Raw genomic sequence first — 24,576 nt, forward strand, 5'->3', positions numbered from 1 at the left:
GTCCGGGCATGTACCGGACGTGCGACGGAAGAAAACCACAGGAAGTGGTTTTCTTCACAGGCTCTGCGCGAGCGGATCAGCCGCCGTTCTTCGCCAGCCAGGCGTCGATCGCGGGCAACCGTTCCTTGCGCACCATCTGCCGGTACTGGATGTTCGCGATCACCGTCTCCGCCGCGCGGCGCGAGCCCTTGGCGATGTGCGCGTCGGCGTAGGCGTTGATCTTGTCGATCATCGCCGGATCATTGGAACTGGCGCCGATGCCCGGGTAGTAGCGGCTGCTGGAGGTGGAGTCGACCAGCTTGTCGATCTGCGCCCGGTGCGCCATCGCGAATTCCCAGGCCATGTCGGGGTGCTCGTAGCCCACCGCAGCGATCATGCCGGCACTGTTGGTGGCGCCCGGTTCGTCGGTCAGCGCCAGCTCCAGCGCGCGTTTGGCCAGCGCCTTGTCCTTGCTGATCGAAAGCAGCGCGTACAGGCGGTCCTTGATCAGCGGCGTGGTCTCGGCCTTGGCCTTCGCATGCAGCTGGTCCCAGGTCGCCGCGTCGGCGTTGCGCGCCACCACCGCGTAGATGGTCTTGCGCAGGGCCGCCGGCACGGCCTTCGGATCGGTGTCCTGCGCGGCGTAGCGACGCTGCACTTCGCTGATCACGTCAGCATCGCCGAGGTCGGCCAGCACGCCGATCAGCTGGGTGCGCAGGATCGTGGTGGGGTCGCCCTCGTCGGCCTTCGCCTCCCAGCCCACGCGGGCAAACACCGGCTTCAGCTGCTTGACCGCGAACGCATCAAGACGCGCCTGACGGGCGTCGTCGCCACGGTAATAGCCGTGCAGGCCGGCGAAGCTGCCCGCGATGTCGCCCCAGATCTGCGGGTCGGCATCGGCCGGGGTGACCTGGGCCAGGTCGAGGTAGCTGGACGCCGGCTGCAGGCCGGCCATGCCCAGCGCCCAGCTGTCGCCCATCAGGCCCATCTGGTCGATCGGCGCCAGCTTGGCGAACTGGCCCTTGATCGCGGCGAATTCCGCCGGCGTGTACAGCGTGCGGTAGTAGCCGCTCTGCCCCGCGTTCACCAGCACCGGGCCGCAACCGGCCACCTCCAGCGTGGCCTTGCCGTCCACCACGGTGCGGGCGACCTCGCTGCCGCCGATGCTCTGCGCGATCACCGGCACGTGCCACTTCAGCGGCGTCTTGTTCGGGCGATCCTTGGTGAACTCGCCCTGGCTCAGGGTCAGCGTGGTCTTGCCGTTGCTGCACGCGGAGGACGCCACGCGGATCAGCGGAATGCCCGGCTGCAGGGTGAAATCGTGCGCAATCTGGGTGACCGGCTTGCCGGCCGCGCCCTGCACTGCCTTCCACAGGTCGTCCGACACCGTGTTGCCGTAGGCGTGGGCCTTGATGTAGTTGCGCACGCCGGCGCGCCAGGCATCGGGGCCGACATAGGCTTCCAGCATGTTGATCACCGCCTCGCCCTTGGCGTAGGTGATCGCGTCGAACGCCTGGCTGGCCTGCTCCACCGTCTCCACGTGCTGCACCACCGGGTGCGTGGTGGCGACCGCGTCGCGCGACATCGCGCCCTCGCGCGTGCCCACCGCATCCAGGTGGGTATGCCATTCCGGGTGCAGCTTCTCGGTGGTGCGCGCGGCCATCCACGAGGCGAAGCCTTCGTTGAGCCACAGGTCGTCCCACCAGCGCATCGTCACCAGGTCGCCAAACCACTGGTGCGCCATTTCGTGGGCGGCGGTGTTGAACACGTTCTGCTTGTCCGACTGGGTCGAGAAATTCGGGTCCAGCAGCAAGGCGTATTCGAAGGTGTAGATCGCGCCCCAGTTCTCCATCGCGGAGAAGAACTGGCTGCTGCCCGGCGAGGCGATGTTGTCCAGCTTGGGCAGCGGATACGGCACGCCGAAGTAGTCGTTGTACTCCTTCAGCACGGCCGCGCCGGACTGCAGGGTGAAGCCGGCCTGCGCCTTCTTGCCCTTCTGCGTGATCACGCCGATCTCGGTGCCGTCGGCCATGGTGGTGGCGCGCTCGAACTCGCCCAGGCCGAAGAACAGCAGGTAGGTCGACATCTTCGGCGACGGCTGGAACGTCACCCGGCTCAGGCCATTGCCCAGGTCCTTCGTCGAGGCGACCGGCATGTTGCTCACCGCCATCTCGTCGCTGGGCACGGTCACGGCGAGGTTGAAGGTGGCTTTGTAGGCCGGCTCGTCCCACGACGGGATGAAGCGGCGGGCGTCGGAGTTCTCGAACTGGGTGTACAGCGCGCGCTTCTTGCCCGCGGTGGTGTCGTAGTCGATCGCGAACAGGCCGTTGGCCTGGGTGCCGATCTTGCCGGTGTAGCTCATCGCCAGCTGGTAGGTGCCGGCGGGCAGCGGCTGGGCAAAGGTGAACGTCGCCGTCTGCGCCTTCGCATCCACCGTCACCTTGGGCGCGGCGATGGCGATCTTCAGTTTCGTCGGGGTCAGGCGCACCGACGAGAACGTCATGTCGATCGCGTTGAGCGTGATGCTGCGGGTCGGCTGCAGCACGTCGACGGTCACCGTCACCTGGCCGTCGAAGCTCAGCTTGTCCGCATGCGGCGTCACCGCCACGTCGTAATGGCTGGGCCGCACCGTGCGCGGCAGCTGGGTGGTGGCCAGGTCGGTCGCGGACGTCGCCGCCGGCGTGGCCGCCATGGCCGTCATCGAAACGCCGGCGAGCGCCAGGGCGATCGCGGAAACCAGCAAGGTGCTGCGCATGAGTATCTTCCGTGTCAGGGTGGGCGAAGTGCGGAATGCCGCGGGCCGACGAAAAACCGGCGCCGAGGCGGTCATTCCGGCGATGGTGGCGCGCATGCCCCGGCGCCGGAAAGCGCCGGAAGTCATGGACGAGCCCGGTCGCCCTTCGCCCGGCAGCGTCCGGCTCAGCGCGCCCGGGCCAACGCCCGGCCCAGGTGCAGGCTGCGGTTGCGGCAGATGTCGAAGCCCTGCACCGTCATCTGCCGCCCGTCGACGAAGTCCACGCGGAAGTCGCGGCGGCAGCCGCCTTCGCGCTGCACCGCCAGCGTGATCACGCTGTTCGCCTGCAAGGAGCGGTAGCCGACGGCCAGCGGCTCCCAGCGCAGGCCGTCCCTCGTGGCGGACACCGCCGTCACGTTGCTGGCCGAATCGTTGACCACGTCGACGTAATGGACCGAGGCCGCCTGCGCCATCGACAACACGCCACCAGACAACAGCAGAACCAGAAGTGCACGCATCAGTCATACCTCGCGGAGTCATTCGGGGGAACCGGCCGGCGTCTTCGCGGCGCCGCCGGGTGATCGGGCAGATCCTTCGTGAGGCGCGCGAAACCCCTGCAAGCCGCGCCACCCATGGATCATGGATGCGACCGGCGCGCGCGGGGTTGCGCGTGACTGATGGCACGGGTTCGTCGCGGGCGCCGCCAGAACCGGCCTGTCGCGGTGCTGAACCGCAGCGCTTGCGGTGACCCGTCACGCCGTCAACGCGCGGCGCGGAGCGGCGTTCTCCTTCCGGCATGCCGCCGTTCGTCCGGCACGACATGGCAGTACCCCAACGCCGGCCTCACACACTGAAGGACACCGTCATGAACCACGCTTCGATGATCCGCCTCGGTCTGCTCAGCCTGATCGCCTGCACCGCGTTCGCCAGCGCCAGCGCGATGGCCACCGACACCACCGTCCCCGGTCACCCCCGCGTCAACGAGGTCAACCAGCGCATCGACAACCAGCAGGCGCGCACTGCCAAAGGCGTCGCCAACGGCACCATCACGCCGCAGCAGGCGGCCAACGACGAACGCCGCGCCGCCAACATCGCCCAGCGCGAAAGCGCCGCCGAAGCGAAGCACAACGGCCACCTGACCAAGGGCGAAACCCGCCGCCTCAACCGCGCGGAAAACCGCAACAGCCGCGTAATTCACCGCCAGCGCCACTGATCGCCGGCACAAATGAAGAAGGCCCCGTCGACGGGGCCTTCCTGCGCTGCAACCCGGGCCGGCCGGTCCTCAGGCGTCGGCCGCCGGCTCGGGCTTCAGTTTTTCCTGCAGCTCTTCCAGCCCGGCGATCGCCTGCTCCAGCGCCTCATGCAGCTGTGCCTGCCGGTCCATCAGGTCGGCGATCCTCTGCGCCTGCTTCAGCTTCGACAACTCGCCGTCGTACAGCAGCCACGCCGTGGTCAGCGTCTCCACGTTGTTCTTCGCGTAGTGCCGCATCTCCTTGAGCTGCACCAGCGTGTCGCCGATGTGGTCGAGCGGTGTCTTGGCGTGTTCGTCGGACATGGTGTTCTCCCGCTGCGGTTGACCCGGTCGCGGGCACCGTAGATCGGCGGATGCGAAGTTCAGGTCAACACGCTGCAGCAGGGAAAGCGTCGACGCCCCTTTTGACATGCCAACCAAAGGCTGGAGCGGCTCTCCTCGCTAAAGCACCATGAAAAAGCCCCGCGATGCGGGGCTTCTTTCTCAGCGACATTCGCGATCAGGCGAACGGATCATCCAGGCTGATCGTGTCATCACGATCGGCACCAGTAGCGACCAGGGCCAGCTTGCAGCCCGACAGCTCCTCGACGGCGCGCAGGTACGCACGCGCTGCCGGCGGCAGCTTGTTCCATTCGCGGATGCCGGCGGTGGATTCCTGCCAGCCGGGGAATTCCAGGTAGACCGGCTTGCACTCGTCCCAGCCGTCGGCGTCGAGCGGGGCCAGTTCGCGGCGCTTGCCCCGGTATTCGTAGGCAATGCAGACCTTGATGGTTTCCAGGCCGTCGAGCACGTCGAGCTTGGTGATGGCCAGGCCGTTGATGCCGTTGATCTGGGTGGCGCGCTTCAGCGCGACCAGGTCGATCCAGCCGCAGCGGCGCGGGCGGCCAGTGCTGGCGCCGAATTCGTTGCCGACCTTGCGCAGGCGCTCGCCCATCTCGTCGTGCAGTTCGGTGGGGAACGGGCCGCTGCCGACGCGGGTGGCGTAGGCCTTGCAGATGCCCAGCACGTAGTCGATGTCGCGTGCGCCCACGCCGGTGCCGGCCAGCGCGCCGCCGATGGTGGTGTTGGACGAGGTGACGTAGGGATAGGTGCCGTGGTCGATGTCGAGCAGCGCGCCCTGGGCGCCCTCGTACAGGATGTTGCCGCCTTCGGCGCGCACGTCATGCAGGATGGTGGCGACGTCGTCGACCAGCGGGCGGATGTATTCGCCCCAGGCCAGCGCGTCGTCGAGAACCTTCTGGTAGTCGACCGGCTCGACCTTCAGCCACTGGGTGAGGATGAAGTTGTGGTAGTCGACCGCGGTCTTGATCAGTGCCGGCAGCTCGTGCGGGTACATCAGATCGGCCACGCGCACGCTGCGGCGGGCGACCTTGTCCTCGTAGGCCGGGCCGATGCCGCGGCCGGTGGTGCCGATGGCCTTGCCGCCGGCGGCGATCTCGCGCGCTTTGTCCACCGCGATGTGGTACGGCATGATCAGCGGCGTGGCCGGGCTGATCTTGAGGCGCGAGCGCACTTCGACGCCGTTGGCCTCGAGCTCGGCGATTTCCTGGATCAGCGCCTCGGGGGACAGCACCACGCCGTTGCCGATCAGGCACAGCGCGTCGTCGCGCAGGATGCCCGAGGGGATCAGGTGCAGCACGGTCTTCTTGCCCTTGATCACCAGCGTGTGACCGGCGTTGTGGCCGCCCTGGAAGCGCGCCACCGCACTGACCCGCTCGGTCAGCAGGTCGACGATCTTGCCCTTGCCTTCGTCGCCCCACTGGGCTCCGAGGATGACTACTGACTTGCCCATTGCATTACTCCGGGAGGTTTCGATCAGGTTTTGCGCCGCCGGGATGGGCCGCGCGTATCAATGAAAAATCTGCAGCAGCACCGGTGCGGTCACTTGCATGACCGATCCGCGACCGGCCGTCCCTGGCCGGGCTCAGAGGCTGAAAAACTCAGCGCTTGGAGCTGGACTGTTCGAAGTAGCGCAGGAACTCGTCGTCGGGCTTCAGGATCATCACGCCCTTGCCGTCCTCGAACGAACTGCGGTACGCCGACAGGCTGCGGTAGAAGCTGAAGAACTCCGGGTCCTGGTTGTAGGCCTGCGCGTAGATGGTGGCCGCCTGGGCGTCGCCTTCGCCGCGGACCTTGGCCGCATCGCGCTGGGCATCGGCGCGCAGCACCTGGCCCTGGCGGTCGGCGTCGGCCTGGATCGTCTCGGCCGATTCCTGGCCGGTGAAGCGCAGTTCGTTGGCCAGCTGCAGGCGCTCGGCACGCATGCGCTTGTACACCGATTCGCTGACCTCGTTGGGCAGGTCGATGCGCTTGATGCGCACGTCGACCACGGCGATGCCGAGGTTCTTGCGCGCCGACGCGTCGGTCTGGGCGCGCACGCGCTCGGTGATGTCCTTGCGGCCGCCGGAGATCAGGTCGGGCAAGGTGCGGGCGTTGAACTCGAAGCGCAGCGCGTCCTTCACGATCGGGGTCAGCCGCTGTGCGGCCTGCAGCTGGTCGCCGCCGGTGGCGCGGTAGTAGGCGGCGTTGTCGGCGACGCGCCACTTCACGTAGAAGTCGACGTTGACGCTCTTCTTCTCGGAGGTGAAGTAACGCTCCGGCGGCGCGTCCAGCGACAGGATGCGCTTGTCGAAGTTCATCACCTGCTGGATCACCGGCAGCTTGAAATGCAGGCCGGGCTGGTAGTCGGTGCGCACGATGCGGCCGAACTGCAGCAACAGGGCGCTGTGCCCCTCGCTGACCACGAACATGCTGTTGATGCCGAGCAGGGCGATCAGCACGGCTAGGACGATGGAGCCCATCTTCATCATGGCTGCGCCCCCTTGCTGGCCGCATCGCCGGTGGCGGGTGCGACCACCGTGCCCACCACCGCCGAGTCGGGCGACGTGGTCGTGGCGCCGCCCTGCAGCGTCGGCAGGTTGATGATGTTGCGACCGCCGGAGCCGTCGATCACCTTCGGGTTCTTCGCCATCACCTGTTCCATCGTTTCCAGCCACAGCCGCTTGCGGGTCACTTCCGGCGCGGCCTTGTATTCCTTCAGCAGCAGGTCGAAGCGCGCCGCGTCACCCTGGGCGCGGGCGATGCGCTCGGCCTTGTAGCCGGCCGCTTCGGCCGCGATGCGGGCGGCGTCGCCGCGGGCCACCGGCACCACCTTGCTGGCGTAGGCCAGGGCGCCGTTCTCGATGCTCTGCTTGTCTTCGCGGGCGTTGTTGACGTCGTCGAAGGCGTCCTTCACCTCGTTCGGCGGCGCCACGTTCTGGAAGCTGACCTCGGTGACGCGCAGGCCGGAGTCGTAGCTGTCCAGCGTCTTCTGCAGCGCCTGCTGCGCCTGGGCGACCAGGCTGGCGCCGGCGGCCGACAGGATCTGGTCCATGTCGCTGCCGCCGATCACCGAGCGCACGGCGGCCTCGGCCGCGGCGCTGATGGTGCCGTCGGGATCGTTCAGCGAGAACAGGTATTTGCGCGAGTCGTCCACCTGGTACTGCACGGTGAAGTCGATCGTGATGATGTTCTCGTCGCGGGTCAGCATGGCCACCTTGTCGGTCACCGAGCGGATGCGGGTGGCCTCGACCTTGTTCACCGACTCGATCGGCTGCGGCAGCTTCAGGTGGAAGCCCGGCGCCAGGGTGCGCGAATACTGGCCGAACCGCAGCACCACGCCCTGCTGGCGCGCGCCGATGATGGTGTAGCTGCTGAACAGCAGGCCGACCACCAGCAGCACCACGACGCCGGTGAGGATGCTGCCCGGCCCCTGCCCCATCTTGCCGACGCGGTTCCGGGCCTTGTTCAGCAGGTCATCCACCGGCGACTTGCCGCCCTGGCGATTCCTGTTCCACGGATCTTTTTGCCCGTTGTTGCCGGGTTCATTCCATGCCACGAGTCGGTCTCCTTTGGGGACGTCCGGGGGCCGGCAACCACGGTCGAAACACGTGTTGCACCGGGTTGCATTGAGATTCAGCCGAGGCTGTCGAAAATCCTGTGCGAGCCGCCCTTCGCGGCCGCGCAAACATCGGGGATTCTATCAGAGCGCGCCTGCCGCCGCGCGCCGGGAACGGCGTCATTCCGCCACGGCCAGCAGCTCCTGCAGCAGTTTCGCCTCGACCGGATCGCCGCCGCCAAGCGGGGCGATGACACTGCGCGGGGCGTCGATGTGCAGCTGCCAGCCATGTTCGTCGATCGACTCGCCGCTGATCGCGCCCGCCGCCTTGAGCCGGGCGTGCAGGCGCCCGGCCGACAGCGGCAGGTGCAGCGGCGAGCGCACCCGCTCGCCGCCCAGCAGCTCGCCCAGCGCCTGGCGCAGCAGGTCGAGGCCGACGCCGGTGGCGGCGGACAACCAGACCCGCACCGGCTTGCCGCTGGCATCGCGTTCGATCCGCGGCTCGGCGCCGGCCAGGTCGATCTTGTTCATCACCCGCAGTTGCGGCACGTCACCAGCGTCGATTTCCTCCAGCACGTTGTCGACCACCCGATGCAGCCGCTCGCGCTCCTCGTCGGCGGCGTCGCTGACGTGCAGCAGCAGATCGGCGTCGCGAGCCTCGGCCAGGGTGGCGCGGAAGGCGGCCACCAGGTCATGCGGCAACTCGCGGATGAAGCCCACCGTGTCCGCGATCACCGCAGGTCCGCAGCTGAGGTCCTCCAGCTTGCGCACGGTCGGGTCGAGCGTGGCGAACAGCAGGTCGGCGGCGAACACGTCGCCGGTGGTCAGTGCGTTGAACAGGGTCGACTTGCCGGCGTTGGTGTAACCGACCAGGGCCACCCGCGGCACCGTGTTGCGCATGCGCGCACGGCGCTGCTGGCCGCGCTGGACCTGGACCTTTTCCAGGCGTTTGGTGAGCTGCTTGACCCTCTCGCCGAGCAGGCGGCGGTCGGTTTCCAGCTGGGTTTCGCCGGGACCGCGGTTGCCGATGGCGCCGCCGCGCTGGGCGTCCAGATGGGTCCAGCCACGCACCAGGCGGGTGGCCAGGTGCTTGAGCTGGGCCAGTTCCACTTCCAGCTTGCCTTCGTGCGAACGGGCGCGCTGGGCGAAGATGTCGAGGATCAGCCCGGCGCGGTCGACCACGCGCACGCCCAGGTGCTTTTCGAGGTTGCGCTCCTGCACCGGGGTCAGCAGGTGGTCGACCAGCACCAGGTCGGCGTCCAGCGCACGCGCCGCCTCGGCGACCTCGTTGGCCTTGCCGCTGCCGATGTAGTAACGGGGGTTGGGATCTTCGACGCGGGCGCTGATCACGGCGAGCACCTCGGCGCCGGCGGACTTCACCAGTTCGGCGAACTCCTCCGCACGGCGTGCCGTGTCGCCCTCGCCACGCGAATGCGGCAGGACGAGGACGGCACGATCGCCTTTCTTTTGACGGTCAAACACGAGTGGGCGTGATCCTTCGGGAGCAAACCTTCTTCATGCGGGCTGACCGCCGCGGTATCAAGCGTCAGCGTCGGCACCGCCCGAGGCATCTGCCGGATGGTCGTGGCCATCGTGGCCGTCATGACCATTGCCGATGCGCACGTTGCGACTGGGCACCACGGTGGAGATGGCGTGCTTGTAGACCATCTGGCTGACCTGGTTGCGCAGCAGCACCACGAACTGGTCGAACGACTCGACGGTCCCCTGCAGCTTGATGCCGTTGACCAGATAGATGGCCACTGGCACCCGTTCGCGCCGCAGCGCATTCAAAAATGGATCCTGCAACGATTGCCCCTTGGACATTTCTTGTTCTCCCCTTGCACCAAACAGACCGGAGAAAAAACGCCAGTGGCGCCCCGGCCCAACATGACTCGATGTTAACTGCTTTCAAATGCTTGATGAAAGAAGATTTTTGCGCCCCGCAAGTGCGTGCCGTCACATTGGCGGCACGGATTCTCCCGGGCTGTCGACAAACAGCTGCACCGCGCCGGCAACGCGCGTCGCCATGCCGGCCTGATCGGGCTCGAACAGGCGTGCGCCGTAGTCGCTGCGCAGCCAGGTGATCTGGCGCTTGGCCAGCTGGCGGGTGGCGAAGATGGCCCGGTCGCGGAACTCTGCGGCGTTGCTGCGGCCATCCAGGTGTTCCCACGCCTGCCGATAGCCGACGGCGCGGATCGCCGGCAGGTCGGCATCGAGATCGCCCCGGGCACGCAACGCGCGCACCTCGTCGAGGAAGCCATCGGCCAGCATGTCGTCGAAACGGTGCGCAATGCGCTGGTGCAGCCGCTGCCGATCGGCCGGCAGCAGGGCGATCTTCAGCACCCGCCACGGGAACACCGCGCCCGCCCCGCCCCGCTGCAACTCGGACAATGGACGGCCGGTCAGCTCGAACACTTCCAGCGCACGCTGTAGGCGCTGCGTGTCGTTGCTGTCGATGCGGCTCGCCGCGACCGGATCGACCTGGGCCAGCCGCGCATGCAGCGCCGGCCAGCCGGACTGCGCCGCCTCGGCGCCCAGCCGCGCCCGCGTGGCCGGGTCGGCCTCGGGCAGGTCGGACAGGCCCGACTGCAACGCGCGGAAATACAGCCCGGTGCCGCCGACCAGCAGGGGCACCCGGCCCTGCGCGCTGATCCGCTCCATCACCGGCACCGCATCGGCGCGAAAATCCGCGGCCGAGTACGGCTGGGCGGGATCACGGATGTCGACCAGTGCGTGGGGGTGGCGCGCCAGCGTCGCCGGGTCGGGCTTGGCCGTGCCGATATCCATGCCGCGGTAGACCAGGGCCGAATCGACGCTGACCAGATCCAGCGGGAAACGCTCGCTCAGTTCGCACGCCAGCGCAGTCTTGCCGGAGGCGGTGGGGCCCATCAGGAAGATGGCGAGGGGGCGGTGATCGACGGGCATGGCGCTAGTTTAGAGGTTGCCGCAACGCAAAGGCCCGCGTCGATGACGCGGGCCCGGTACTTGCGCAAACCAGCGGGTTACTTCGCCGGCACGCCCATTTCCTTCAGCAGGTTGTCGGCGTGGTCGAGGTGGTGCATCACCCACAGCATGTAGCGCACGTCGACCTGGATCGAGCGGTTGAGCTCGGGATTGAACAGCCAGTCACCGCTCACCGATTCCCAGTTGCCGTCGAACGCCAGGCCGACCAGCTGGCCGTTCGCGTCCATCGCCGGCGAACCGGAGTTGCCGCCGGTGATGTCCAGGTCGGCCAGGAAGTTGACCGGCAGCGTGCCCAGCTTCGGCGAGGCATAGCTGTCGAACGCCTTGGCCTTGATCGCATCGAGCTCGGCCTTCGGCGCGTCGAACGGTTCGGCGCCGGTGTACTTCTCGACGATGCCCTGGGCGGTGGTGAACGGCGCGTAGCTGACGCCATCACGGGGCGCCACGCCCTGCACGTTGCCGAAGGTGACCCGCAGCGAGCTGTTCGCATCCGGGTAGACCGGCAGCTTCTGCGAATCCTTCCACGCGATCATCGCCTGCATGTAGCGCGGGCGCAGCTTGCTCATCTCGCCGTCGCGGGCATCACCTTCGTCTTCCAGCGCCTTCAGCTGCGGCTGCACCGCGCGGGCGAGCTTGAGCATGCTGTCGCTGCTGGCGTCGATCGCCTTGCTGTCTGCAGCGAACCACTTCATGCGCTCGTCGACATTGCCGAGCTTGCTGCCGGCATACAGCGCGGCAACCTTCTGCCTGAGCTGGGCTTCGGTCTTCGCACCACCCAGCCAGGCGTCGAGCGCAGGCAGACGCTGCGCCTGCGGCAAGGCCACGTAGCGCGTGAGGCCGTAGACCATGAACTGCTGGTCGACGCCCGGATCGTAGCGGCGATCCATCTGCTTCAGGCCGCCTTCGATGCGCACCCAGTCGCGCTGCTGGTAACCGGCATCGCGTTCGAGGTCGGCCTTCGGCCGCTCCTTCGCCAGATGGGTCAGGCGCACCGCCGTGCTGAACAGCGACGCGCGGGTCACCAGGCCGATGGCCAGGTCGCGATCGCGGGTGGCCTGGTTGGCGGCGATCTGCTGGCGCAGCTTGCCGATGTCCGCCGCCAGCGCGGCGTTTTCCGCCCCGCCCTGCTGCTTCAGCCAGGTTTCCAGCGCCGCCTCCTGGTTGCGCTTGACCTCGACCGCGTCGGCACGACGCAGGCCTTCGAGCTGGCCGCCGAAGTTCTTCAGGTAGTTGTTGAGGCCGGCGACCATGCTGGCGTACTTCACCGCCACCTTGGGGTCAGCCTTGCCGGCAGTATTGATGATGTCCAGCGTGTCCTCGTAGACCTTGATCTGCGTCGGGTACATCCAGTCGATCGAGCTCTGCACCTCGTCGGCGAGGCGGTAGCGGTTGGTGCGGCCGGGGTAGCCGGCCACCATCACGTAGTCGCCCGCTTCCACGCCCTGCGGGTTCACCTTGAGCACGTGCCTGGGCTGATACGGCACGTTGTCCTTCGAGAAGGCGGCCGACTTGCCGTCCTTCGAGACGTAGGCGCGCAGGTAACCGAAGTCGCCGGTGTGGCGCGGCCACATCCAGTTGTCGACGTCGCCGCCGAACTTGCCGATGGAATCCGGCGGCGCGTAGACCAGGCGCACGTCCTTGATCTCCAGCTGCCTGATCAACTGGTAGCTGTAGCCGCCGTGGAAGGTGTAAACGTCGCAGCGGTAGCCTTCGCTTTCGCAGGCCTGGACCTGTTCCTTGATCGCCAGCTCGATCGCCTTGTAGCGCTCGGCGCCGCTCATCGCATCGGTGAGATTCGCATTGACCTGCTTCGTGACGTCACGGATTTCCTCGGTGACGAAGATCCTCGAGGTGGGGCCGGCGGAGAGTTCGTCGGCTTGCGTCTTCGCCAGGAAACCCTTCTCGATCAGGTTGTTTTCCGGCGTGGAGTTCAGCTGCAGCGCGCCGTAGACGCAGTGATGGTTGCTCACCACCAGGCCTTGGGGCGAGACGAAGGAAGCGGTGCAGCCGCCCAGGCTCACGATCGCACCCATCGGATAGGCGGTCAGATCGGTCAGGCTGGCCGGGTCCAGCTTCAGTCCATGCTGTTTCAGCGTGGCGGCGATTTTCGGCAACTGGGCGGGCTGCCACATGCCTTCGACGGCACGGGCGGTACCGGCAAGACCGGCGGTCAGCGCGGCAGCAAGCAGGACACGACGCATGGAGCACTCCTCGGAGAAAGGGGGAAAGGGGGCCGAATCGCATTTTCTTGCGATTCGGCCGACCTTTATGCCGCAAACCCGTCGCCCACCGGTAGTGACTTTCGGCAGGGTGGGACCGCCTGTCACAGCCCGTCCCGTCGCGCCGCTGCCTTCGGGGCTGCCTGCGATCGCTCTATAATTGCCGCTTCCCTGCCCGCCGCGCGGGCCAACCGATGGATTCCCCATGTCGCAGACGATGAAAGCCCTGGTCAAGCGCAAGCCCGAACAGGGCATCTGGATGGAAGAGGTGCCGATGCCCGTGGTCGGCCCCAACGAAGTGCTGATCAAGATCGAGAAGACCGCGATCTGCGGCACCGACCTGCACATCTACAAGTGGGACGAGTGGAGCCAGCGCACGATCAAGCCCGGCCTCACCATCGGCCATGAGTTCGTGGGGCGCATCGCCGAGATCGGCCCGGGCGTGACCGGCTACAAGGTCGGTGATCGCGTCTCCGCCGAAGGCCACATTGTCTGCGGCCACTGCCGCAATTGCCGTGGCGGCCGCCCGCACCTGTGCCCGAACACCATCGGCATCGGCGTGAATCGCAACGGCGCGTTCGCCGAATACATGAGCATGCCGGCGTCCAACCTGTGGCCCATCCCGGACCAGATCCCGTCTGAGCTGGCCGCGTTCTTCGATCCGTACGGCAACGCGGCGCACTGCGCGCTGGAATTCGACATGATCGGCGAGGACGTGCTGATCACCGGCGCCGGCCCGATCGGCATCATCGCCGCCGGCATCGCCAAGCACATCGGCGCGCGCAACGTGGTGGTCACCGACGTCAACGACTACCGCCTGAAGCTGGCTGCCGACATGGGTGCCACCCGCGTGGTCAACGTCACCAACCAATCGCTCAAGGACGTGATGAAGGACCTGCACATGGAGGGCTTCGACGTGGGCCTGGAAATGAGCGGCAACCCGCGCGCGTTCAACGACATGCTCGAATGCATGTACCACGGCGGCAAGGTCGCCATGCTCGGCATCATGCCGCGCGGCGCCGGCATCGACTGGGACAAGGTGATCTTCAAGGGCCTCACCCTGCAGGGCATCTATGGCCGGAAGATGTACGAGACCTGGTACAAGATGACCCAGATGGTGCTGACCGGCTTCCCGCTGCAGAAGGTGCTGACCCACCAGATCCACATCGACGACTTCCAGAAGGGCTTCGACCTGATGGACGCCGGCAGCTGCGGCAAGGTCGTCTGTTCCTGGCATTGAGCTTCGGGAGGGCCGCCAGTCGGCCGTCCCGAAACCCCGGGGCATGACCGCTCGCGACCAGACTGAAAGTCGCGGGCGGCATCCCCTGCAAATCGCGGTCGCGGTAGATTTCGTCATCGGCCCTCCCGCGTCGAACGCGTCGGGTCGGATCAAGCCATTCAGTGTCTTCGGGGGGTCGGTATGTCCGGGTCGAGCTTGTCGCGGCTGCGTACCTCCCTGCGTGCAGCGTGGGATTCCGCACGAACGCGTGCACGGCAGCTGAGCCACTCGTCCCGCGCTCGCCGCATCGCCGCCATCCTCGCGGCCGTGCTGCTGGTCTACGCCCTGCTCGGCTTTCTTGCCGTTCCGCCGCTGCTGCGCAGCTACCTGCAGCACCATTCCGCGGAGGTGCTGGGTCGGCCGCTGAGTCTCGGCCAGGTGCGCTTCAATCCATTCACGCTGAACCTGCGGTTCGGCAAGCTGCACCTTCCCGAGACAGACGGACAAACCCCGTTCGTCGACATCGACCAGCTCACGCTCAACGCCTCGTGGAGCTCGCTGTTCCGCCTGGCTCCGGTACTGGACGAACTGCGCCTGGATCAGCCTCGGATCGCCATCACGCGAGGCAGGAACCAGCGCTTCAACTTCAGCGACCTGATCGAGCGCTTCACTGCCAAGCCGGCGCCGCCGGACAGCCAGCCGGCGCGTTTCTCGCTGTCCAACATCAGCGTCCATGGCGGCGACGTCCGCTTCGACGACCGCCTGCTGGGCGCGCGGCATCACGTCGAGAAGCTCGAACTGGGCATCCCGTTCCTGGCCAACCTGCCCAGCTCCACCGACATCTTCGTGCAGCCACTGCTGGCCATGACGGTGGACGGCAGTCCGCTGCGCATCGACGGCCAGACCAAGCCGTTCGCCAGCAGCCGAGAGTCGACCATCGGCTTCCAGCTCGACCGGCTCGACCTGCCGCGCTACCTGGGCTACGTACCGGCGACGATGCCGGTGGCCATTCCCGAGGGCCTGCTCAGCGGCAAGCTGTCCCTGCACTTCGTGCAGACGCAGCCGACGCCGCAGCTGCAACTCACCGGCAAGCTGCAAGTTGACGACCTCGCTCTCGACAGCAGCCGGGGCGAACCCATCGCCAAGCTGGGACACGGCAACTTCGAACTGACCGACGTGCAACCGCTGGCCTCACGCTACCATTTCGGCGCAATGCGGCTGGAACGGGCCGCGTTGTTCTACACCCGGCGTGCCGAGGGCCACGACAACTTCGACACGCTGATGTCACCTGCGGCCAGCAAGGCTGACAAGGCGCCGCCGACCGACCTGCGCATCAGCGCGCTCACGCTGCAGGACAGCGCGCTCACCTACGCCGACGCCAGCCAGGCCAAGCTGCAGCTGACCCGGCTGCAGGGCAGCCTGCTCGGCCTGGGCACGCTCGCCGGGCCGGCCGCCAAGCTCGAGCTGAGCGGCCGGCTCGCCGGCGGCAGCCTCGGCGCACGCGGCGACGTCGACCTCGCCGCCAGCCACTATGCCGGTGCACTCGAACTGAAACAGGTGTCGCTCGTGCCGCTGCAGGCGCTGGCCGCATCCGCCACGGCGGCGCGCATCGCGAAAGGCCGGCTCGACGCCAGCGGCCAGCTGCGACTGGACTGGGGCAAGGCATCCAACCTGCACATCGAACCGGCCCAACTCGGCATCAGCGACTTCGCGCTGGAGCCGCAGGCCAGCGGGCTGGCGACCCCGGTGGCATGGCGCCAACTGGATGCCGGTATCACCCGGCTCGATCTGGCCACCCGCAACGCGCAACTGGGCAAGGTCACGGCGAACGGCCTGCAGGTCGACGCCGTGCGCGAGCGCGACGACCGGATCAACCTGACCAGCCTGTTTGCCGGCAAGCACTCCGTACCCACTAGCGGTGACGAAGGTCCGGCCTGGCGCTGGAGCATCGCCCATCTTGGCGTCGAACAGGGCTCGCTGCGCCTCACCGATCGCAGCATCAATGGCGCCAGGCCGACGCCGCTGCTCATCGAGGCGCTCAACGGCAATGTCGAAGCGCTCAGCGACAAGCTCGACCAGCCACGTCGGATCAAGCTGGAGGGTCGCATCGGCAGAGGCAATTTCGCCGCCGCCGGCACGCTGCAACCGCTGCCCGCAGTCGCCGAACTGCAGCTGATCACCAAACGACTGGACATCGCCGGTTTCGTACCCTACGCCAGCGTGCCGCTGAACGTGGATGTCACCAGCGCCCGTCTCAGCAGCGACGGCAGACTGCATTACGACGGCCGCCACTCCGAGCCACGTTTCGACTACATGGGCGACGCCGCGTTCGAGCGCGTGCGCATGCAGGACAAGGTCACCGGCGACGACTTCATGCGCTGGCGTTCGCTGCGCGGCTCGCGCATCGACCTGCGCTACGGCAGCGGCACGCCGCGCGTGCATCTGGGCGCTCTGGTGCTGGATGCGTTCTACGCGCGCGTCATCGTCAACAGCAACGGGCGCCTGAACCTGTCCGACGTGATCGCCAACGGCGAGCAGGCCCCGGTGTCGGTGACCCGCGCCGCGAGCAACACGCCGGCGGCGCCGCAACCGGCGTCCAGTGCAGCCTCGGCGCCCGCCGCCGACATCCGCATCGGCGAGGTTACCCTGGCCAATGGCCAGCTCAACTACACCGACAACTTCATCAAGCCGAACTACACCGCCAACCTCACCAGCCTCGGCGGCAGGATCGGCGCGTTTGGCACCACCGCCGGCGAGCCGCCCGCCGAACTCGTGGCGCAGGCGAAACTGGACGATGCCTCGCCGGTCGACATCAGTGGCAGCATCAACCCGCTGCTGCCGGTGGCCTTCCTCGACATCAAGGGCAAGGCGACCGACATCGAACTGACCCGGCTCAGCACCTATTCCGGCAAATACACCGGCTACCCCATCACCAGGGGCAAGCTGACCGCCGACGTGCACTACCTGCTGGACCAGGGCAGGCTCAACGCGGACAACCACCTCTTCATCACCCAGCTGACCTTCGGCGAGCGCGCGAACAGCCCCGGCGTGTCGCACCTGCCGGTGAAGCTGGCGGTGGCACTGCTGAAGGATTCCCAGGGCAATATCGACGTGAACGTGCCGGTATCCGGTTCGCTGGATGATCCGCAGTTCAGCCTCGGCGGCATGATCATGCGCGCCTTCGGCAACCTCATCGCCAAGGCAGCCACCGCACCGTTCCGCCTGCTCGCCGCCGCGTTCGGTGGTGGCCACGAGGATCTTGGTCATGTCGAGTTCGCCCCCGGCTCGGCGGTGCTGGATGCCCCCGCTAGGGAGCGCCTGGGACAGATCGTGCAGATGCTCAGCCGCAAGCCCGCGCTCACCCTGGACATCAGCGGCCGGGTGGATCCGTCGCTGGACGAAGCCGGTTTGCGCAAGGTGACCGTGGATGACCAGATCCGCCGCGAGAAGCTGGCCAGGGAGTCAGGTGACGATGTCGCCGCAGACGCCTCGGCGGCGGTGCTGGCGGAGGTGACCGTGACGCCGGACGAATACGAACACTATCTGCGGCGCGCCTATCGGCACGCCGACTTCGAAAAGCCCAGGAACATCCTCGGGCTCAGCAAGTCGTTGGAACCGGACGAGATGCGCAGCCTGCTGGAAACCCACGTGAACACGGACGCCGCCGCGATGCGCGCACTGGCCGCGCGCCGCGCCGCCGCCGTGCAGGACTGGCTGCATGGCAAGCTGGACGACAAGCGGGTCGCGATCAAGCCGCCCCGACTCGACGCCAAGGGCATCGACGACAAGGGCAAGACCACTCGCGCGGACTTCGGCCTGCATTGATCGCCGCGCAGTACATACGCATGCGCAGCGAACACCTGGCGCCCTACAATAGCGCTTTGTCCAACGGCCGGAATTCACCATGAGCTACTCAGCCAAGGCGCGCTACGCCAGCGAACTCGAATCCATCCGCGAGCAGGGCCTGTTCAAGGCCGAACGCATCATCACCTCGCCGCAGTCCGCCGAGATCGAGCTGGAAGGCGGCCGCAAGGTACTGAACTTCTGCGCCAACAACTATCTGGGCCTGGCCGATCACCCCGAAGTGATCGCCGCCGCCAAGGACGCGCTGGATACGCACGGCTTCGGCATGGCCAGCGTGCGCTTCATCTGCGGCACGCAGGACCTGCACAAGCAGCTGGAAGCGAAGATCGCGGCCTTCTTCGGCACCGAGGACACCATCCTCTACGCCGCCTGCTTCGACGCCAACGGCGGCCTGTTCGAACCGCTGCTGGGCGAAGAGGACGCGGTGATCTCCGATGCGCTCAACCACGCCTCGATCATCGATGGCATCCGCCTGTGCAAGGCCAAGCGCTTCCGCTACGCCAACAGTGACATGGCCGACCTGGAGAGGCAGCTGCAGGCCGCCGACGCGGCCGGCGCGCGCACCAAGCTGATCACCACCGACGGCTCGTTCTCGATGGACGGCTTCATCGCCAGGCTCGACGAGATCACCGCGCTGGCCGCGAAATACGATGCGATGGTGCATATCGACGAATGCCATTGCACCGGCTTCCTCGGCGACACCGGTCGCGGTGCGGCCGAGGTCAACGGCGTGATGGACAGGATCGACATCTTCACCGGCACTTTGGGCAAGGCGCTGGGTGGCGCCCTGGGCGGCTTCACCACCGGCCGCAAGGAAGTGATCGAGCTGCTGCGCCAGCGCTCGCGCCCTTACCTGTTCTCCAACTCGCTGCCGCCGCACGTGGTCGCCGCCGCGATCAAGGTGTTCGACATGCTGGCCAGCGCCGGCGACCTGCGCGAACAGCTCAAGGAGAACACCCGCTACTTCCGCGAGCAGATGACCGCGGCGGGATTCGACATCAAGCCCGGCGTGCATCCGATCGTGCCGGTGATGATCTACGACGCACCGAAGGCCCAGGCGATGGCCACGGCCTTGCTGGAGGAAGGCATCTACGTCACCGGCTTCTTCTACCCGGTGGTGCCGCAGGGCCAGGCGCGCATCCGCACGCAGATGAGCGCGGCGCATACCCGCGAACACCTCGACCGGGCGATAGCCGCGTTCACCAGGGTGGGACGAAAGCTGGGCGTGATCGCGGGCTGATTCCGCGCACAGCCAGGGCATCGCCGCCGGCGGTGCCTTATGACTGGGTGACGAGGGCTCGCACTTCGTCCTGGTCGAGTCGCCGCCACTGGCCTTTCGCCAACTCGCCCAGGGCAAGTGGGCCAATCGCCACCCGGATCAGTCGCAAGACATCGAAACCCAGGGCAGCCAGCAACCGGCGGATATGCCGGTTGCGCCCTTCGTCGAGCACCACTTCCAGCCACGCATTCTTCTCGCCCACGCGCAGCAGCGTGGCCTTGCGCGCCTTCAGCCGATCACCTGCATCCTCGACGCCAGCCAGCATCGCCTGCAGCACCGCGGCATCAGGCTGGCCCGCCACCTGCACGTGGTAGGTCTTCTCCAGGTGCGTCGCCGGATCGGTGATGCCCGCGGCCCAGGTGGTGTCGTTGCTCAGCAACAGCAACCCCTCGCTGGCCTTGTCCAGACGACCGACCGGCCCCAGCCACGGCAGGCCGGCTGCGGCCAGGGCGGTATACACCGTCGCCCTGCCGTGTTCGTCGGCCGCACTGACCACGATGCCGCGCGGCTTGTTGAAAACCACGTAGACGCTTTCACTTCGCTGCACTGGCTGGCCATCGACCGCAAGACGATGCCGGTCGATCAGGGTCGGCTGATGGGGATCGCGAACCACGCGGCCATCCACGCTGACCCGACCGGCGCGAATCCACTGCTCGGCCTGGCTGCGCGAACAGGCACCCAGTTTTGACAGCACACGAGCCAGACCATGCCGCGGCGACTGCGCGGATGGCGTCGCTGCGGCTGCACGACGGAAAGAAGGAGGGCGGGGCATCGCGCTAGCGTATAAGGCCGCGCCGTGATGCGCCAACCCGACTCGTGCCCGTTTGAGGCAGGCAGACAAAAAAAACCCGGCCGAAGCCGGGTTTTTTCCGATTTACCGCGGTTCGATTACTGCTGAACCTGCAGTTCCGTACGACGGTTCTGCGCGCGACCGGCGTCGGTGTCGTTGTCACCGATCGGGTTGCTTTCGCCGTGACCGATCGGGCCTTCCAGACGGCTGGCATCGATGCCGTGGCTGGTCAGGTAGTTGTAGACGATCGAGGCGCGACGCTCGGACAGGCTCTGGTTGTACTCGTCGGTACCCTTCGAGTCGGTGTAACCGGCAACCGTCACCTTGACCTGCGGGTAACGCTGCAGGGTATCGACGGCCTGGTTCAGCACCGCGATGGAGTCGGCGCTCGGCTCGGCCAGCGACTTCGAGATGTCCGTCTCACCCTTCTTCGGGCGGTCAAACTTGAAGTTCACGCCACGCAGGTCGATCACGACCTTCTGCGCGCAACCATCAGGTCCGACGATCGTGCCAGCGGCGGTGGCCGGGCACTTGTCTTCGCAGTCGTTCACGCCATCGCTGTCGCTGTCCATCGTCGAGCAGTCAGCCGGCGGCGGGGTGGCGGCGACCGGAGCAGCCGGAGCAGCCGCCGGGGCGCCGAAGCGCGAAACGATGCTGAGGCCCAGGAACCAGTCACCGTAGCCATCCATGGTCGGCTGGCTGTCGTTGTCCCAGTCGTAACGGTAGCCGGCTTCCACGCGGAAGTCGGAGCTGTCGTCGATGGTCTTGGACAGACCGCCACCCAGCTCGGCCGCCGGAGCCCAGCCGCTGCCATGCACGCCATGATGATTGCTGCCCATCACGCCAGCCAGCAGGTACGGACGCCAGGCGTTCCAGTCACCCGCGTAGAAGCGCACCGCGGCGCCGACGCTGTTGTTGGACCAGCTGCCGATACCGTCAGCATCACGCTTGGTGCGATCGATGAAGATGTCCAGCGAGGTGTTGGAGGAAATGAAACGGCCAACGCCCAGACCGTAATAGACCTGACGGCTGTTGGTGTTGCGGTCGGTATCGTTGTAGTAACCGCCGACCGTGGGGGCGATGTACCAGCGGCCGTCGTAGGACGGCGAGGTCATCGAGCTGGAGGTGTCGGCCGGAGCGGCTGCGTCCTGCGCATGAACGGCACCTACGCCGCCCAGGGCCAGCGCGATCAGAAAATACAAGCCCTTACGTTTCATCAGGTGTCTCCTCAATTATTAGAATTTCGCGTCCGTTCAACCCTGACCGGAACTCCCGCATCAGACTGAACTACGTCACTCAGAGCTTTTAAAGCCCCTGCTTGGCGTTTATGCGACAAGCGGTGGGGATTGTAGCAAAAGCGTTAAGCCGTGATCGAATTAACACTATTCAAAACAACTACCGGTGAGGTTTCATTCAGGAAAGTCGGTTTTGCAAGGAATACGGCCCTGCTTGAAACACGGAAACGCAGGGACGAAGTAATGCCCTTTTCGGCGCTCGACCCTGTGTTAATTTTCCACTCACGTCGTCTTTACAACGTGAAGAGCCCGAGGAAGTGATGCAGCGGCATCGCATCCAGCCCTGCGGGGTCCCGGGTGGCCGCCATGATGGCCTTGACCTTGTGGGCGGGCATGTGGCCCCGCATGGCGGCCTCGAATTTCTGCAGCAGTACCGGAATGCCCTCGGCGCGACGCTTGCGATGGCCGATGGGGTAATCGATCGAAACCTTTTCCGTGCTGCTGCCGTCCTTGAAGAACACCTGAACCGAATTGCCGATATAGCGCTTGGCCGGGTCGAAGTAGTCCCGGGTGAATTGCGGGTTTTCGACGACCGTCATCTTCTCGCGCAACGCATCGATGCGCGGATCGGCGGCGATGTCGTCGTTGTAGTCGCTGGCCAACAGTCGACCGTGGATCAACGGCACGGCCACCATGTACTGGATGCAGTGATCGCGATCGGCGTAATTCGCCAGCGGACCGGTCTTGTCGATGATGCGGCAGCCGGCTTCCTGTGTCTCGATGGCGATCCTTTCGATCTGCTCGATCCGGCCAGCGGCCTGCGAATGCAGTTGCATGGCGCACTCCACCGCGGTCTGCGCATGGAATTCGGCCGGATAGCTGATCTTGAACAGCACGTTCTCCATCACGTAGCTGCCGAACGGGCGCTCGAACTCGAACGGCTTGCCGCCGAACGCCACGTCGTAGTAACCCCAGGTCTTCGCCGACAGTGCCGACGGGTAGCCCACCACGCCGCGGTAGACCGCATTGATGGCGTGGGTCACCGCGCGGCGGCACGCATCACCGGCGGCCCAGCTCTTGCGCGGCCCGGTGTTCGGCGCATGGCGATAGGTACGCAGCGCGCCGTTGTCGATCCAGCTGTGCGACAAGGCCGTTGTGACTTGTTCCCTGCTCCCGCCAAGCATCGCGGTGGCCACGGCGGTCGACGCCAGCCGCACCAGGATCACGTGGTCCTGACCCACCTGGTTGAAACTGTTCAGCAGTGCGTAGCAGCCCTGGATTTCATGGGCCTTGATCGCGTAACCCAAGACATCGCGTACGGTCAGTGACTGTCCACCTTCACGCTCGGCCTTGCGGCTCAGGTAGTCCGCCACGGCGAGGATCGCGCCGAGATTGTCCGAAGGATGCCCCCACTCCGCGGCCAGCCAGGTGTCGTTGAAATCCAGCCAGCGGATTTGCGTGCCGATCGCAAACGCCGCCTGCGCCGGGTCAAGCTCATGACTGGTCCCCGGGACGCGCGCACCACCCGGCAAGATGGCGCCAGGCACCAACGGCCCGAGATGCTTCACGCACTCGGGGAACTTCATCGCCATCATCGCCGTGGCCAGCGAGTCCAGCAGCATGTAGCGTGCGGTGTCGTACGCTTCGTGAGAGTCGATCTTGTAGTCGACGACATAGTTGGCGACCTCGACCATCGGCTGGTCGGGATCTGGACGCTTGGCGGAGCGGATGTCGTGCGTACTCATGAGTGCTGGTCTCCATGACGGCAGGAGTGCTGCCATTGTTCGAAATGAACCATCCGTGTCGCTTGACGCTTATCCTGTCAGAGGCCACCTGAGCATGTGGTGGCCCGAAGGGGAAACTTCCCCGCCCTGCGGAATCACGCTGCGGGCGCGCGCACCCAGCCTTCCATCAGCACGCGCGCGCTTCGGCTCATGATCGCCTTGGTGACGGTCCATGCACCATCAACCTGCGTTGCCTCCGCACCCACGCGCAAGGTGCCCGACGGATGACCGAAGCGCACGGCCTGTCGCTCACCACCACCTGCCGCAATGTTCACCAGCGTGCCCGGAATGGCCGCGGCGGTACCGATAGCCACCGCCGCCGTGCCCATCATGGCGTGGTGCAGCTTGCCCATCGACATCGCGCGCACGAGCAGATCGATGTCATCCGCCTTGACGGCCTTGCCGCTCGATGCGACGTAGTCGGCCGGCCTGGCGACAAATGCGACCTTGGGCGTGTGCTGCCGCGTGGCGATCTCGTCGGGTGACTTGATCAGACCCATGCGGAGCGCGCCATGGGCGCGAATGGCCTCGAACATCGCCAGAGCCGTGGCGTCGCCATTGATGGCCTCCTGCAGCTCCGTGCCGGTGTAGCCGATCGCGTCGGCTTGCACAAAAATCGTGGGGATGCCGGCGTTGATCATGGTCGCCTTGAGCGTACCGACACCCGGCACTTCCAGATCGTCCACCAGATGCCCGGTGGGAAACATGGCCCCGCCAGCGCCGTCTTCCTCGGCTGCCGGGTCCAGAAATTCCAACTGCACTTCGGCGGCAGGGAACGTCACGCCATCCAGCTCGAAGTCGCCGGTTTCCTGCACCGCGCCGTCGGTCATCGGCACATGGGCGATGATGGTCTTGCCGATGTTGGCCTGCCAGATGCGCACGGTGGCGATGCCGTCGCGCGGAACGCGCGCGTGATCCACCAGGCCGCCCGCGATGGCGAACGGACCGACCGCCGCCGAGAGGTTGCCACAGTTGCCGCTCCAGTCGACGAAGGCCTTGTCGATCGCCACCTGGCCGAACAGGTAGTCCACGTCGTGATACGGCCGGGTGCTGCTGGAGACGATCACCGCTTTGCTGGTGCTGGAGGTGGCGCCCCCCATGCCGTCGATCTGCTTGCCGTAGGGATCGGGGCTGCCGATCACGCGCTGCAGCAGCGCATCGCGCGCGGCGCCAGGCACCTGCGCGGTCTCGGGCAGGTCCTGCAGGCGGAAGAACACGCCCTTGCTGGTGCCGCCGCGCAGGTAGGTGGCGGGAATGCGGAGCTGGGGGAGCTGTGCCATGTATCCGTGATCCTGTGGTGACTGTGCCGCGCCGGCAATTCATGCAGGCGCAACTGCCAACCGCATGGTGATGCCTTGCGGCATCACCCGCGGAACAACG

General features: G+C 66.5%; 18 protein-coding genes. 4 read left to right on the forward strand and 14 right to left on the reverse strand.

Going from position 1 to position 24,576, the window contains the following annotated elements:
• Window positions 1-76 precede the first annotated feature (76 nt).
• Together UU7_RS12960 and UU7_RS12965 are read right to left on the reverse strand one after the other, a co-directional pair.
• A complete protein-coding gene (locus UU7_RS12960; RefSeq protein ID WP_007808992.1) occupies window positions 77-2,734 on the reverse strand; it encodes a M1 family metallopeptidase in 2,658 nt (885 codons plus the stop codon).
• 164 nt (window positions 2,735-2,898) lie between these two features.
• The gene (locus UU7_RS12965; protein WP_007808994.1) at window positions 2,899-3,231 is read right to left on the reverse strand and encodes a hypothetical protein; all 333 of its coding nucleotides are present in this window, start codon (window positions 3,229-3,231) and stop codon (window positions 2,899-2,901) included.
• A gap of 347 nt (window positions 3,232-3,578) precedes the next feature.
• On the opposite strand from UU7_RS12965, the gene UU7_RS12970 reads away from it, so the two are divergent.
• Window positions 3,579-3,926: a hypothetical protein gene (locus UU7_RS12970; protein WP_007808996.1), complete on the forward strand. Its 348-nt coding sequence runs from the start codon at window positions 3,579-3,581 to the stop codon at window positions 3,924-3,926.
• A gap of 69 nt (window positions 3,927-3,995) precedes the next feature.
• On the opposite strand, the gene UU7_RS12975 is transcribed toward UU7_RS12970, so the two are convergent.
• From UU7_RS12975 to UU7_RS13010, 8 genes are all read right to left on the reverse strand, one after another.
• Window positions 3,996-4,268 carry a hypothetical protein gene (locus tag UU7_RS12975; protein WP_007808998.1) on the reverse strand — a complete coding sequence of 91 codons (273 nt, stop codon included), beginning with the start codon at window positions 4,266-4,268 and terminating at the stop codon, window positions 3,996-3,998.
• A 196-nt stretch (window positions 4,269-4,464) separates the two neighbouring features.
• Window positions 4,465-5,757: an adenylosuccinate synthase gene (locus UU7_RS12980; protein WP_007808999.1), complete on the reverse strand. Its 1,293-nt coding sequence runs from the start codon at window positions 5,755-5,757 to the stop codon at window positions 4,465-4,467.
• A 148-nt stretch (window positions 5,758-5,905) separates the two neighbouring features.
• Window positions 5,906-6,772, reverse strand: a complete 867-nt coding sequence (hflC, locus tag UU7_RS12985) for a protease modulator HflC (RefSeq protein WP_007809001.1) — start codon at window positions 6,770-6,772, stop codon at window positions 5,906-5,908.
• A complete protein-coding gene (hflK, locus tag UU7_RS12990; RefSeq protein WP_007809003.1) occupies window positions 6,772-7,842 on the reverse strand; it encodes an FtsH protease activity modulator HflK in 1,071 nt (356 codons plus the stop codon). Before hflK ends, hflC begins: the two co-directional genes overlap by 1 nt.
• A gap of 180 nt (window positions 7,843-8,022) precedes the next feature.
• Window positions 8,023-9,324 carry a ribosome rescue GTPase HflX gene (gene hflX, locus UU7_RS12995; RefSeq protein ID WP_007809005.1) on the reverse strand — a complete coding sequence of 434 codons (1,302 nt, stop codon included), beginning with the start codon at window positions 9,322-9,324 and terminating at the stop codon, window positions 8,023-8,025.
• A gap of 57 nt (window positions 9,325-9,381) precedes the next feature.
• The gene (gene hfq / locus UU7_RS13000; protein WP_007809007.1) at window positions 9,382-9,666 is read right to left on the reverse strand and encodes an RNA chaperone Hfq; all 285 of its coding nucleotides are present in this window, start codon (window positions 9,664-9,666) and stop codon (window positions 9,382-9,384) included.
• Window positions 9,667-9,798: 132 nt separating this feature from the next.
• Window positions 9,799-10,767, reverse strand: a complete 969-nt coding sequence (gene miaA / locus UU7_RS13005; RefSeq protein WP_007809008.1) for a tRNA (adenosine(37)-N6)-dimethylallyltransferase MiaA — start codon at window positions 10,765-10,767, stop codon at window positions 9,799-9,801.
• A 77-nt stretch (window positions 10,768-10,844) separates the two neighbouring features.
• Window positions 10,845-13,007, reverse strand: a complete 2,163-nt coding sequence (locus UU7_RS13010; protein ID WP_007809010.1) for a S46 family peptidase — start codon at window positions 13,005-13,007, stop codon at window positions 10,845-10,847.
• Window positions 13,008-13,230: 223 nt separating this feature from the next.
• Here UU7_RS13010 and tdh point away from each other — a divergent pair, with 223 nt between their 5' ends.
• From tdh to kbl, 3 genes are all read left to right on the forward strand, one after another.
• The gene (gene tdh, locus UU7_RS13015; protein ID WP_193385078.1) at window positions 13,231-14,265 is read left to right on the forward strand and encodes an L-threonine 3-dehydrogenase; all 1,035 of its coding nucleotides are present in this window, start codon (window positions 13,231-13,233) and stop codon (window positions 14,263-14,265) included.
• A 180-nt stretch (window positions 14,266-14,445) separates the two neighbouring features.
• Window positions 14,446-18,069 (forward strand): DUF748 domain-containing protein, encoded by a 3,624-nt coding sequence (locus UU7_RS13020; RefSeq protein ID WP_157582260.1) that lies wholly within the window; start codon window positions 14,446-14,448, stop codon window positions 18,067-18,069.
• Window positions 18,070-18,148: 79 nt separating this feature from the next.
• Window positions 18,149-19,348, forward strand: a complete 1,200-nt coding sequence (gene kbl, locus UU7_RS13025) for a glycine C-acetyltransferase (RefSeq protein WP_007809016.1) — start codon at window positions 18,149-18,151, stop codon at window positions 19,346-19,348.
• A 37-nt stretch (window positions 19,349-19,385) separates the two neighbouring features.
• Here the strand turns inward: kbl and UU7_RS13030 are convergent, their stop codons facing one another.
• The 4 genes from UU7_RS13030 to prpF all read right to left on the reverse strand — a co-directional run bounded on the left by UU7_RS13030 (window position 19,386) and on the right by prpF (window position 24,476).
• Window positions 19,386-20,159, reverse strand: coding sequence for a pseudouridine synthase (locus UU7_RS13030; protein WP_040673438.1), 774 nt, complete (start codon window positions 20,157-20,159; stop codon window positions 19,386-19,388).
• Between the two features lie 116 nt (window positions 20,160-20,275).
• A complete protein-coding gene (locus UU7_RS13035; protein WP_040673439.1) occupies window positions 20,276-21,394 on the reverse strand; it encodes an OmpA family protein in 1,119 nt (372 codons plus the stop codon).
• Window positions 21,395-21,705: 311 nt separating this feature from the next.
• Entirely contained in the window at window positions 21,706-23,157 is a 1,452-nt protein-coding gene (locus UU7_RS13040) for a bifunctional 2-methylcitrate dehydratase/aconitate hydratase (RefSeq protein WP_007809019.1), read from the reverse strand.
• A gap of 134 nt (window positions 23,158-23,291) precedes the next feature.
• The gene (prpF, locus tag UU7_RS13045; protein ID WP_007809020.1) at window positions 23,292-24,476 is read right to left on the reverse strand and encodes a 2-methylaconitate cis-trans isomerase PrpF; all 1,185 of its coding nucleotides are present in this window, start codon (window positions 24,474-24,476) and stop codon (window positions 23,292-23,294) included.
• Window positions 24,477-24,576: the final 100 nt, after the last annotated feature.

The organism is Rhodanobacter spathiphylli B39 (assembly GCF_000264295.1).
GTDB classification, from domain to species: Bacteria; Pseudomonadota; Gammaproteobacteria; order Xanthomonadales; family Rhodanobacteraceae; genus Rhodanobacter; species Rhodanobacter spathiphylli.